The organism is Paenibacillus sp. J22P51, from assembly GCF_059692215.1.
On the sequence record NZ_JCAUAZ010000005.1, the window covers coordinates 1 to 12,551 of the forward strand.

12 protein-coding genes are annotated in these 12,551 nt (G+C 43.4%); 1 reads left to right on the forward strand and 11 read right to left on the reverse strand.

Annotated elements, in window-relative coordinates:
• Nucleotides 1-352, forward strand: a 352-nt coding sequence (locus AC58QC_RS12895; RefSeq protein WP_497415555.1) for a transposase, incomplete at its 5' end; no start/stop codon positions are given.
• Between the two features lie 94 nt (nucleotides 353-446).
• On the opposite strand, the gene AC58QC_RS12900 is transcribed toward AC58QC_RS12895, so the two are convergent.
• The 11 genes from AC58QC_RS12900 to AC58QC_RS12950 all read right to left on the reverse strand — a co-directional run bounded on the left by AC58QC_RS12900 (nucleotide 447) and on the right by AC58QC_RS12950 (nucleotide 12,538).
• Complete coding sequence (locus AC58QC_RS12900; RefSeq protein ID WP_497415556.1) at nucleotides 447-758, reverse strand: hypothetical protein; 312 nt, start codon at nucleotides 756-758, stop codon at nucleotides 447-449.
• A 178-nt stretch (nucleotides 759-936) separates the two neighbouring features.
• Nucleotides 937-1,749, reverse strand: coding sequence for an adenosylmethionine decarboxylase (gene speD / locus AC58QC_RS12905; protein WP_497415557.1), 813 nt, complete (start codon nucleotides 1,747-1,749; stop codon nucleotides 937-939).
• A gap of 100 nt (nucleotides 1,750-1,849) precedes the next feature.
• Entirely contained in the window at nucleotides 1,850-2,533 is a 684-nt protein-coding gene (locus tag AC58QC_RS12910; RefSeq protein ID WP_497415558.1) for a DUF7002 family protein, read from the reverse strand.
• 153 nt (nucleotides 2,534-2,686) lie between these two features.
• Nucleotides 2,687-3,325 (reverse strand): hypothetical protein, encoded by a 639-nt coding sequence (locus AC58QC_RS12915; RefSeq protein WP_497415559.1) that lies wholly within the window; start codon nucleotides 3,323-3,325, stop codon nucleotides 2,687-2,689.
• A gap of 5 nt (nucleotides 3,326-3,330) precedes the next feature.
• The gene (locus AC58QC_RS12920) at nucleotides 3,331-4,506 is read right to left on the reverse strand and encodes a sugar ABC transporter permease (protein ID WP_497415560.1); all 1,176 of its coding nucleotides are present in this window, start codon (nucleotides 4,504-4,506) and stop codon (nucleotides 3,331-3,333) included.
• Nucleotides 4,507-4,517: 11 nt separating this feature from the next.
• Nucleotides 4,518-6,038, reverse strand: coding sequence for an ATP-binding cassette domain-containing protein (locus tag AC58QC_RS12925; RefSeq protein WP_497415561.1), 1,521 nt, complete (start codon nucleotides 6,036-6,038; stop codon nucleotides 4,518-4,520).
• 93 nt (nucleotides 6,039-6,131) lie between these two features.
• Nucleotides 6,132-7,229 carry a sugar ABC transporter substrate-binding protein gene (locus AC58QC_RS12930; RefSeq protein WP_497415562.1) on the reverse strand — a complete coding sequence of 366 codons (1,098 nt, stop codon included), beginning with the start codon at nucleotides 7,227-7,229 and terminating at the stop codon, nucleotides 6,132-6,134.
• Between the two features lie 112 nt (nucleotides 7,230-7,341).
• Nucleotides 7,342-8,448: a D-xylose ABC transporter substrate-binding protein gene (xylF, locus tag AC58QC_RS12935; protein WP_497415563.1), complete on the reverse strand. Its 1,107-nt coding sequence runs from the start codon at nucleotides 8,446-8,448 to the stop codon at nucleotides 7,342-7,344.
• A gap of 100 nt (nucleotides 8,449-8,548) precedes the next feature.
• A complete protein-coding gene (locus AC58QC_RS12940) occupies nucleotides 8,549-10,159 on the reverse strand; it encodes a response regulator (protein WP_497415564.1) in 1,611 nt (536 codons plus the stop codon).
• The gene (locus AC58QC_RS12945; protein WP_497415565.1) at nucleotides 10,120-11,559 is read right to left on the reverse strand and encodes a sensor histidine kinase; all 1,440 of its coding nucleotides are present in this window, start codon (nucleotides 11,557-11,559) and stop codon (nucleotides 10,120-10,122) included. The genes AC58QC_RS12940 and AC58QC_RS12945 overlap by 40 nt, the downstream gene beginning before the upstream one ends.
• Nucleotides 11,540-12,538: a sugar ABC transporter substrate-binding protein gene (locus tag AC58QC_RS12950; protein ID WP_497415566.1), complete on the reverse strand. Its 999-nt coding sequence runs from the start codon at nucleotides 12,536-12,538 to the stop codon at nucleotides 11,540-11,542. The genes AC58QC_RS12945 and AC58QC_RS12950 overlap by 20 nt, the downstream gene beginning before the upstream one ends.
• Between the last annotated feature and the right edge of the window lie 13 nt (nucleotides 12,539-12,551).

A 12,551-nucleotide genomic window follows, 5' to 3' on the forward strand; every position in this document is an offset into this window, starting at 1 on the left:
ACTGAAGCAGGCTCATAGCGTGAAGAAGCCAGGAGAAGACCTGATTCACCATTCCGACCGAGGTTCTCAATATGCCTCCAAGGAGTACCGCAGTCAGCTAGAAAGCTACGGGATAACGCCCAGTATGAGTCGTAAAGCTAACTGTTATGACAATGCCTGTATTGAGGCATTTCATAGCATTTTGAAGCGTGAGTTCATTTACAGCAACCCAAAATTCAAGACGAAACAAGAAGCCCAGCAGAAGCTGTACAGGTATCTTGAGTTCTTTTACAACCGGACAAGGTCGAATAGCACAATTGGTTACATGTCTCCCGCCGAATTTGAGCAGCTATACTACCAGCGGGTGGCATAACTTAGGGACGTCCACTTTCTTGACAGAAGAGCAAAAATACATCTATTCAATGTCAAAATAGCTTGCCACCAATGGCAAGCTATTTGGCTTTTTTTTAAGTTAAATTGGCAAAAGCTAAGAATCCGCCCAAAGGTACAATCCAGATGAGCGGGATACAATTCCAGATCAATGATACTCTGTATCGCCGACGCGAAAAGGTAACCCATCCGCCAATTATTGCTGCGAGTAGTCCAACCGGATAAAGCAATATGGCGATAAAAATAAGCCAAGTTGTCACATTGCTGATCGCATCAGGATCGTCAAACATCATGACAGACATCCCCGCGATAAACAGCCAAACAAGTACAAATATGACGTAAACAATTTGTGACATAATTAATGTCCACAACATCTTGTTACGATTCAAGAAAATCCCCCCAATTCAGAACTTATGTATGATGAATACAACTCCTCAATCAGCATTATTTTACCATATTCCAAGTATGATTTCGCCTAGTTTCGACAATTTTCTTCAAATCCACCTCACACGAGAAAAGGGTCTGGAGCAGATATCCCTGCATCCAAACCCTATTTACTTTCAAACCTCAATTAAATATCATATTTTTCCCATAGAAAATCTCATCCATTTCCCACTTAACACTCTTCTCAATCTCTAGTTGCTCTTCTCTGCTCAGCGTATCCTTCGTGTACCCGAATAAATAGTTGTTCAGATCAAACTCTCGAAGCTTGCATTTGGTATGGAAAATATTCTCTTGATACACATTCACATCAATCATCTGATATATATCCTGGATCTCCATCGGAATATAATTTTGAATGGAGCTGATTTCGTGGTCGATGAACAGTTTGTGGCCGCTGATGTCACGGGTAAACCCTCTGACTCTGTAATCGATCGTCAAAATGTCGTTATCGAAAGAGCGGATAAGAAAATTCAACGCCTTCAGTGGCGATATTTCTCCACAAGTAGAAACATCGATATCTGCTCTGAATGTACTAATACCTTCATCTGGGTGATATTCGGGATACGTATGTACGGTGATGTGACTCGTATTGAGATGCATGACGACCGCATCAGGCAACGGTCCTGGCGATTCTTCGAACGATTCGTTCGGTTCCTGCTCGATCGGTCCTTCCGATACCAGCATGGTAACGCTAGCACCTTGGGGTACATAATCCTGCTTGGCGATATTCAACACATGGGCCCCAATAATGTCGGCAACGGTCTTCAATAAGGAAGTCAGACGGTCCGCATTGTATTGCTTGTCTATATAAGCGATGTAGGCTTCGCGCTCTTCTCTCGTTTTGGTGAAGCAGATATCGTACATGTTAAAGCTCAGCGATTTGGTTAAATTATTGAAACCATGCAGGGTAACCATCTGCTCCGAAGTTAGTTTCAAAAGTGTTCTCCCCCTAATTGTCATGCCATAAACAGCTAATCTTAGGATGGTACGTACGTGGCGTTTTTATCCATGTGAAAGTCATTAAATCCGCCACTGATCATGCTTTCAAATCTTGCCAAGGCATTGCTAGCCCACGCCAACGCTCTGGGACGAATTGAGTATCATTCACATAAATAGCTACTAAAAATACCGACACATCTTCAACCTTATCTACAATGAGTATTTCTTTTATTTCAGACGCTTTCGTAGGTACAATATGATTTGTGACATGCTTAAACTCATGCAAAGGAAGGAACATCGCCTCACTCTTCTTATACGAACATCTCGCTGGAAACCGCGGTGAGCTTCCTGAGTCATACTTAGATAAAAACACGCTGGATGCATGCTGATCTAATATGGCATACGCATCAAACTTCAAAACGGCAAACCCTTCCTCCGGCTCCCTCCGCGCATAGGTGTCCATCATTTTCTGGCAATCCCTTAGGGTTGGCCAAAAAAATACATGTCGATCTAGACTTGCGCGAAATTGCTCCTGCGTCGTTGAAGGATCAATCATAATATCTGGGATCCTCAGATGAGCATTGATCTTCACCGAATAATCATCATAATTCACCTTACACGCCTCTGATCTACGTTCACCAGTGGAATGCGGATTGAGGTGATGACTGGACCATAAAGTATCGAAATGTGCTATCGTCTGCAAATTACTTACTCTTGTAAAGTGGTAGAGGTACTTTCTGCCCTTGGCTTTGGTGATATCCGCAATAAGTGAATCTGTCATTGGCTTACGCTCCGAATTGGGGGTTAACTTTATTAGTTGATCGCTTATTTTTCTCAAATGAAGTCGATATCATGTCTCTCCAGTCCATATTGTATGGCCTGCAGCAAATACGAAAAAAAGCATTCCGTTCCTCAAACGAGGGCGGGCTGCTTTTTACGCGCCGAAACGCTTTATTTCTCTCGGATTATTTTGCACATAATCGTTATACGTCTCTCGCCAGAAATCTTCGTCTAACTCCTCAATCGATACTTCCAAGCTCATAGATTTACCCATCTGAACGGCATGATAGCGATAAGCATGGAAGAAATTACGTTCAATGGTGGTATAGGCAATGCCTATTGTCTCAATAGATCGTTTAGCTAATCCCATACCGACAATCGTCGAGACACAAGCAGCCATACATCTCGTAAGCAAATAGGCAATTACACCTTGCCAGCCTGTCAGCATGTAACCAACAATCGTTGAAATGATCGTGGGCAGAAAATAGCCATAGATCCGATTGAAGGCTGCCCCTAATTGAACGAAAGGAAATAAGATGAGGCCACTCGCGTTAAAATAGATCCCTGCTAACATGGCAATCAAAGTGAATAATCCGATTTGCTCAGGGCTTAACTGAAGTATGAAACACAACAACCCTGTTACAAAGCCTAATGCCGCGGACATTAAACTAATGTCTTCGGTTGTTTTTAAAATTTGCTTTGGCCTTATGTCAGGAAATAATCTTGCCATAAGACCAAAGCTGGTCGGCACATCAAGCCTAATCATTAGACCTTGAGGTGTATGAATAGTCATATCATTTAAGCTCTTTTCTTCCGGGTGACGACATCGAAGATAACCGCGATCGCCAAGACTGCCCCACGAATCATATATTGGTAGGAAATACCAATTCCCATCAAATTCATCCCACTCGATAAAGAGGCCATTACAATTGCCCCGATAATAGAGCCTGTCACTTTACCAACGCCGCCTGCTGCTGAAACACCGCCAACATAGGCCGCTGCAATCGCATCAAGCTCGAATAGTGTACCTGCTGTCGTTGTTGCGGATTGCAACCGAGCTGTAAAGAGGATACCGGAAAGCGCTGACAGCATACCCATCGATCCAAAAACGATGTAAGTGATCTTTTTCACACTAATCCCGCTTAAATTCGCTGCCTCTGGATTACTGCCGACGGCATATATATGTCTGCCTAGCACCGTGGAAGTTGTCAAGAAGTGATACACAGCAACAACGACCATGACAACAATGACGGTCCAGGAAAAGCCGTTATATCCAGCAAGAATCCAGGTAATATACGCAATAATCGCCGAAACGAAAATGACCTTCACCGTGAATATATTCGCAGAAACCACTTCGAAATTGTATTTAAGCTTATTATTTCGTTTTGAGAATTCGCTGTAAATATATAGAACGATCATGACTGCGCCAAGTATCAAGGAAAGTAGATTCAAGCCTCCTACCTTCGCAATCGCGGGAATAAAGCCGTTCCCAATGGCATTGAAATGCTCATCCTTAACAATAATCGTACCCGTTTTCTCCGTTACACGCAGTAGGGCTCCTCTGAAAATCAACATCCCCGCGAGGGAAGCAACAAAGGATGGAATACCGAACTGGGCTACCAACAAACCATTAAATAACCCTACAATGATGCCGAGTACCAAAATAATAGGAATTGTGATGTAGAAGGGAACTCCAGCTTGAGATAAGAGCACAGCCGAAATTGCACCCAAGAACCCAGCAGCAAATCCAACGGATAAATCAATATGTCGGATTACAATGACAAGTGTCATTCCCACAGCTAGAACCGCAATATACCCCGTTGCGTCTATCAGATTACTTATGTTTCGCGATGACATGAACAAGCCATCCGTCATGATGGAGAACGTTAGCATGATGATGAACAAGGCAATATACATTCCATATTCTCGAATATTCACCTTTATTAGCGATTTCGCTTCACTATAAAATTGCACTGGTCTTCCTCCTATTGCGTCGCAAGCTTCATAATCATTTCTTGATCCGCTTCCTCGATGGACAGCTCGCCCTTTATTTGACCTTCGGCCATGACATACACACGATCACTCATGCCAAGCACCTCACTGAGCTCCGAAGAAATCATAATGATACTCATCCCTTCGCTGATCAGTTTGTTCATAATCGTATAAATTTCAAATTTGGCTCCCACATCTATGCCGCGTGTAGGTTCATCCAAGATCAGTAAGCTCGGATTCACAAATAACCATTTGCCGAGTGATACTTTCTGTTGATTTCCCCCGCTCAAATTACCCACAATTTGTTCAACGGAAGGCGCTTTAATGTTCATTGACTGCTTATAATGATTAGAAATCTTAACTTCTTCGTTATTGTTGATGATGCCACTTTCAGAGATCTCATCCAAATTGGCAACGGAAATGTTTTGCTTAATATCTTGGATGAGGAACAATCCGTCCCCTTTTCGATCCTCCGTCACATACGCAATGCCTGCCTTGATGGCATCCTTCGGATGGTTAAATGTTTGTTTGACACCTTCCATTAGGAGCTCACCGCGGAGCTTATAAGCCTTGGGATTTCCAAAAATACTTTGCGCCAGCTCCGTTCGACCAGAACCCATCAAGCCAGCAATACCAACGATTTCACCCTTTTTAATGTGCAAATTCACATCTTTCACGACGTCACGACCCAGCTGAGGATCATAAGCCGTCCAGTTTTGGATTTCGAGAATGTTCGTACCGAAGGACTTTGTCGTTCTTTTCGGGTAAATATCGTCAATCTCACGACCTACCATGTTTTTGATAATGACATTTTCCGAAATTTCGCCTAGAGCAGCGTCTAACGTACAGATCGTTCTCCCATCTCGTAAAACAGTGATATGATCGGCAATCGCCGTTACTTCTTTGAGCTTATGCGAAATCATAATGCTCGTAATGCCTTGCTTTTTCAGCTCTCGCAGCAGATCGAGCAAGTTCTCGCTTTCCTTCTCATTGAGCGCAGCTGTCGGCTCATCGAGAATGAGCAGCTTCACATCCTTGCTTAATGCCTTGGCTATTTCAACGAGCTGTTGCTTCCCAACACCCAAATCCTTCACGAGAACTTCCGGGTTCACATCCAGTTTTACTTTATGAAGCATTTCTTTGGCTTGACGTATCGTTTGATTCCAGTCGACCATCATGCCTTTTCTCACTTCGTTGCCTGCATAAATATTCTCATACACGGTGAGGTCCGGGAAAAGTGCTAACTCTTGATAAATAATGGCAATGCCCGTCTTCACACTGTCACTGATTTTGGAGAAATGCTGGACTTTACCCTCGAACACAATATCTCCTGTGTAAGTTCCGTGAGGGTAAACACCGCTAAGCACCTTCATCAAGGTCGATTTGCCTGCGCCATTTTCACCTACCAAGCAATGAATCTCGCCTGTATTTACTTTAAAATTGACATTCGCAAGTGCCTTCACACCCGTGAATTCCTTGGAAATATTGTTCATTTCTAACATATATTCACTCATCATCAAGCGCTCCTTAGCCAAACGACTCTTGGAATAGAGGAATAGTGATAGACGTATCTATCACTATTCCGTCCAAGCTATGTGATCTTACACCTACAAACCTTTGAAATCGGCTGCTTGGTAGTACGCAGAATCAACGAGTGCGGATTTCACGTTCGCTTTATCAACGACGATAACATTCGTTTGTTTCGCTTTTACATCAATTTTACCGTTGTTGTAAGATCCGGTTGTTTCAGGTGTTTTACCATCAAGGATAGCTACAGCCATACCCATCGCGTCTTTAACTAGTGTACGAACATCTTTGAACACAGTCATGGATTGTTTGCCGTCAATCACGTATTGAATCGAAGCTTTCTCAGCATCTTGACCTGTGACGACGAACTTAGTTACAGCTTTATCTGCTCCAAATACATCCGCGATAGAACGAGCTGTGCCATCGTTTGGTGCCAGAATTGCAACATCGCCCTTCATGTCAGCTGCAGCAGCTGTCAAATGCGTTTGAGCTTTGTTTTTCGCTTCATTTGCATCCCAGTTTGTTGTTACTTGACCAATAATTTTACTCATTTGCTCACGAGTCAGCTTTGCCGTACCTTTCAGAGCAACAGCTTCACTGGAGTTTGCAATTTTGAATGTACCATCTGCAATTTTCGGTTGAAGTACTTGCCATGCACCTTCGAAGAACAAGAAGGCATTATTGTCAGATGCTGCGCCTGCATACAAGTACAACGGTTGACCTGGCTTAGCTTTATCAACCAAGTATTGTGCTTGTGCTTTACCTACAGCAATACTATCGAACGTCACATAGTAGTTAACAGCGTCTGTTTTTGTAATTAAACGGTCATAAGAGATAACTTGGATACCAGCCTTTTTGGCTGATTCTACAGCCGCTGCTGCAGCGTCACCGTCTTGCGGACAAATGATTAACACTTTGATTCCTTTTGCGATCAATGCATCTACATTTTCTTTTTCTTTCGCTGAGGAGCCTTGGCTGAATAAGATTTCCGTTGTATATTTCGAACCTTTCAATGCGTCTTTGAAGCGCTGTTCATCTTGAACCCATCTTGGCTCGTCTTTGGTAGGCAATACAATCCCAACACTTACTTTAGAGCTCGAGTTCCCACATGCTGCAACCATCACGGCTAGAAACATAACCACTAACATCAGAGAAATCGCTTTCACACTTCGTTTCATTTGTAATACCCCTCTCATTTGTTTTGGCTGTGCGCCAACTACAAACTGAGTATATCACCGGGATTTTCCAATGTAACCGCTTTATATTAGCACTTTTTTTAACATTGCTATACTATTTTGTTATTTGCTCCTGTTTCACATTTTTATATACTTCTTCTCGCAAGTGGAAACCATCTGCAATGATCGTAGCATCCATATTGGATTTATCGACAGCGATCGGTTCAAGTAAAATCGAAGGAACGTCAATCTTCTTATTGTTGACTTGTTTATCCGCATGGACATTTTCGCCTTTCGCCATCTTCACAGCAAGCTCGGCAGCCGTTTCAGCAAGCTTTTTAATCGGCTTGTAAACCGTCATCGTTTGCGTGCCTTCGACGATCCGCTGCGCGGCAGCAAGCTCTGCATCTTGCCCAGAAACAGGAATTAGACCAGCCATCTTCTGCGCCTTTAACGCTTGAATAACCCCGCCTGCTGTCGCGTCATTCGCGGCAACAACCGCATCCACTTTATTCTGATTCGCAATCAATGCCCGCTCCATGTTCGCCAGAGCATTCGCAGGCTTCCACTCTTTTGTAGCCTGATCAAATACAATGTTGATGTCCCCCTTCTCGACGAGAGGCTTCAGGATGTTCATTTGCCCTTTTTTGAACATGTGCGCATTGTTGTCTGTGTCCGCTCCTTCGATTAGGACATAGTTCCCCTTCGGTGCCTTCTTCACAATCGCTTTGGCTTGCAGTTCACCTGCTTTCTCATTATCGAAGGAGATATATAAATCAACATCCGAGCCCACGATCAAACGGTCATACGAGATGACTTTGATGCCTGATTTGTGTGCTTTCTCCACAATGGCTGCGGATACTTCTGCGTTATGCGGAACAACGACAAGTACATCTACACCTCGCGAAATCAAGTTCTCCGCTTGAGCAAGCTGTAAAGCATCATCGCCGTTCGCAGCTTGGACCTCGATACGTGCGCCTAACTTTTCTACAGCAGCTTTGAACAAATCTCGGTCCTTTTGCCAACGTTCTTCGAGCAAGGTATCGATGGATAATCCAACAACCACATTCTTGTCTTTTTGAACAATCCGATTGGGGCTTGGCTTACTATCGATCTGCTGGCTAGCTTTATCGGTTGGTGTAATGCTCACTCCAAAAAACGAACAAGCGGATAACAATACGGCCATCATGGCGGCAATGCCAACCACTTCGGTCTGCTTCATAGCATATTTCAGCGCAAACCCTCCTTAAAATTTTCGTGAGATGGCTTCATAAGCACTAACTTAAAGTTTTCGTCAGAAAACTGGCTTCGTAAGCATCAACTTAGCTGTGCTTCTTGTTCGACGGTCGAATTAACATTTTCCGATAATCGGTCGGTGAATGTCCAACTAGCTTTTTAAACACTCTGCTGAAATAATTCGGATCGTTATATCCCACTTCAAACGTGATTTCTTTGAGACTTTTATCTGTTTCCTGCATCAATTGTTTGGCGGTTTCAATGCGATATTCCGTGAGAAAATCAATATAATTCATCCCGAAATGCTCTTTAAATAGTTTGCTGACATAAAAAGGATTCCGATCCACCGTGGCAGCAATCCGATCCAGTGACAAATCCTCATGTGCATGCTTTTGTATGTATAGCTTCAACGTTTGTAGTACATCCGTTTCAACAACATCCCCAACCTGCACTAAGTTATGGATTAACAACCGGGATTCCGCCTTTAGCTGCATATAACTTGTCGTTGAATAGGGGAAATAAGGTGTATTGACCTCCATCCCCATTTCCTGCAGCATCCGAGTCACAATAATCAGCACTTCAAATATGCGTTGCTGCGACATGGCAACCCCTTGCTGAGCACCTTCAAACACATCAATCATTTTGGCAATCTGATCCCCTGCCGCCTCAAGGTTACCGCGTCTAACCTCTTCAAGCACATTTTTCTCCATCTCAAGGGTACGACCACCAATAGCCTGAATATCTTCTTGCGTCAAATTTTCATAAAAACAGTACCGAGCAGGCAGCGTTGTATCCATCGTAGCCAGCAATGCTTCATGATACGATTTGCGCATGTCCCGCACATCTTTACACACGCCTCCGATTCCAACAAAAAGACGATAGTCGCTCCTCAAATCCAGCGCTTGGATCCATTTCTTTGCGACGGCAATAGCTTGTGCACGATATGAGAATTCGCCTTCCATAAATACAATTAGGGGGACTTGATTACCTGACATTTTTCCCAGCCAGATCGGATTGGACACCTCTGGGAGCAACTCCGTTAATAGCATATAAACTTCTTCCAAATCACGAAACTGCTCAGTTTCCGCAGAGTCATATGCGAAATGCAAGGTCATCACGAAGCCATCTCGCCCTGTTGGAAGCCCGATTAAATCGATCATCTCGTTAAGTGAAGCGGATTGCACATAGTCGAATAACAACTGTTCCACGATATCAGCCTCCACCAGAGGCGTCATCTTCTGCAGCTTAATCTGCTCCTTACTTCGACTCGCCAGTTCTTGTTGAACAAGCTTAATCTCGCCCGCTACTCGGCCAATCGTCTCGAGCACAACAGAGATTCGGCTTGGCTTCAGCATATAATCATACACACCTAATTTAATCGCCTGCTGGGCAAATTCAAACGTATCAAATGCGGTAACAACGATGAACTTAATCGCCTTGTTGGACTCCCTAATCTTCTCTATCGCTTGAAGTCCATTAATGCCCGGCATTTTAATATCCATGGTTATCAGGTCTGGCTGTAAGCGATCTGCTGCTTCAATGGCTTCCCTTCCATTCGATGCTTGACCTACGACCTCGACGTCTGGGGAGCCCTCTTCAATAATTCTTTGCAACGCAATCCGTTCAATCGGTTCATCATCAACGATCAACAAACGAATCATACCATTTGCCCCCTCGGCAGCTTCAATGTAATACAAGTGCCAGCTCCTAGATGGGATTCAATCTCTATAATCTCTTCAACCCCATAAAACAGCTGCAGTCGATGAATCACATTCCAAATGCCAATTCCTGTGGAATGTCCTTTATAAACCGAATTTTCTGTATGTGATAATAGCCTATTCAACTGATCTTCTTCCATGCCTTGTCCCGTATCCTGCACCTGTACAATGACGTGATTTGCTTCCTGCTTTACTCGAATCGTCAATGTTCCGCCCTCTTCAGCCGGTTCAATCGCATAAATAAACGCATTCTCTGCAAGCGGTTGCAAAATGAGGATAGGTATCTCGATTCCAAGTGCTCCTTCATCAATTTCCCTTACGACATGCAACCGATCGCCAAATCGGGCCTTTTGAATCGTTAAATACTCCTCAAGCACCTCGAGTTCATCCTTTAATGACACGCGACTATCCAGCTTACGGAGATTATATCTAAGCATACCGGCGACAGAGCTAATTAATTCGCTTGTTTTGCCTGCGCCTGCCAAATAAGCTTCCTTAGACAGCATATTTAACGTATTAAATAGAAAATGGGGATTAATCTGACTCTGTAAGCTCTTTAACTCACTTTCCTTCAACATGAGCTTATGTCGATGTAGATCATATTCCAATTGGGCTTTACTCTGGATATCATCGATAAAATGACCAATTTTCAAACGCATACTGTCTAACGTCTTGGCCAAAAACGCCATTTCATCGTTATTGCCCATCTCAATTGGATTTTTGAAATTCCCTCGGGATAATTCGCGCGCTGACAGCGTTAATTTTAATAAAGGCTGCGTGACACTATTGACGAATCGATACGAAAACAGCAATAGCAGCAAGGATACTAGAGCCAGCGTCCAAAGGCCCATTTTTTTAATATTTTCACTACGCTTGATAATTTTTCTGTAGAAGGCATCATAAGTATTCTGCTCACCGCTGATTAACGTTAGTGTCGTCTCTGAGATATATTTGGAAATGTTGGATGCCTCATCAAACTGTTTCGCAGCATTTTCTTCATCATTATCCTTTTGAAAACGAACAGCCAAATCCATTGCTTCTGATTGACTTTCCAGCATGTTTTGTAAATTGTCGAGCAGCATCGTGTTGCTTAAATTACGTAACCAATTCATCTCTTGCTTTGTTCGCAGCAGGCTGCTGTTGTCGGAGACATATTGATTCAAGCTTTCTAACGTTGGAGACATGCGATATTTATTCAAGGTCGTTAAGGATTGCTGACTTAATTGCGAGGCTTGGTTCATTTGCATATAGCGCTGCAGAATTTCGTTATACTTTTCGACGGTTCGCTGATTATAAATGCTCATGGAGAGCCAAATAATTGCCATAATCACCCAGATCAGGATCGACAGCATCATCATTTTACTTCGAATGGTTTTCAAGGGCTTTCTCCTCTTCTCCAGATGAAGTCACCACACTGATTGGTGTGAAGTAGCTTTTCTCCAACGGCAGCTGTGTAGCATCTAGCCAACGTTTCATCAGATTTACGCTCAAAATACCCATTTCTTCATAATGCTGCGAGAGCCCCGCTTTCACCTGACCATTTTTGATGAGCATCACGGTTTGCGGGGAATCATCAAAGAGGAAAATCGGATATTCTTTGGCCCGCGAACGCGAATGTGCCGCTTGATTGATACTCTCGCCTGATTCTGTGGACAGACCAATAAAAGCACTCACATTCGGATTATGATTCAAAATATCATTTGTTTGCATTTTCGGCTGCGCCATTTCAGGATCGTTGGCAGCGACAACGAGTCTTATACCGTCGTATTTTTTGAAAACCTCGTTCAGACCTTTGAGCCGTAGTTCATCGGTTGAGGGAGATGACAAATTCTTAATAACACCGACTACGCCTTTACCACTCAGCTGGGTCGCAATGTACTCCCCCATAATGACACCTTCTTGATAATGGTCAGAACCAATATAAGACTTACGCAAGCTGCTCGGCGCGTCGGAGTTAATGGTGATGATCGGTATCCCTTTCTCCGTCGCCTTTTTCACCATAAGATCGAAATCCGGATGATCTACGCCTTCTACAACGATCCCACTCGCTTTGGAAGCGATTGCAATATCAATCTGCTTAATCAATCCTTCCAGGTTCGAACGGTACACACCCCAGAAATCGATTTGGATGTTATGTTCTTCGGCAGCCTTACGCGCTCCTTTTTGAATTTCATTCATCATGAAGCTGCCTTGTTCTTGTGAAATGATCACGATGCGATCAGAATGTTCATGCACCATCGGTTCCACCGCACTCGTCATACCCAAATCGCTTTGATATATCTTGAGCATATAGTAAAAAGAAAATGACAGCGTAACAAAAATGCTGGCAATGATCGCAATTAAAATCAATTTTTTCATACCCTCACCCACA

Coding starts and splice junctions, on each gene's coding strand:
- AC58QC_RS12910 (WP_497415558.1), bottom strand. CDS start 2,533: ATGACAGATTCACTTATTGCGGATATCACCAAAGCCAAGGGCAGAAAG.
- AC58QC_RS12915 (WP_497415559.1), bottom strand. CDS start 3,325: ATGACTATTCATACACCTCAAGGTCTAATGATTAGGCTTGATGTGCCG.
- AC58QC_RS12925 (WP_497415561.1), bottom strand. CDS start 6,038: ATGAGTGAATATATGTTAGAAATGAACAATATTTCCAAGGAATTCACG.
- AC58QC_RS12930 (WP_497415562.1), bottom strand. CDS start 7,229: ATGAAACGAAGTGTGAAAGCGATTTCTCTGATGTTAGTGGTTATGTTT.
- xylF (WP_497415563.1), bottom strand. CDS start 8,448: ATGAAGCAGACCGAAGTGGTTGGCATTGCCGCCATGATGGCCGTATTG.
- AC58QC_RS12950 (WP_497415566.1), bottom strand. CDS start 12,538: ATGAAAAAATTGATTTTAATTGCGATCATTGCCAGCATTTTTGTTACG.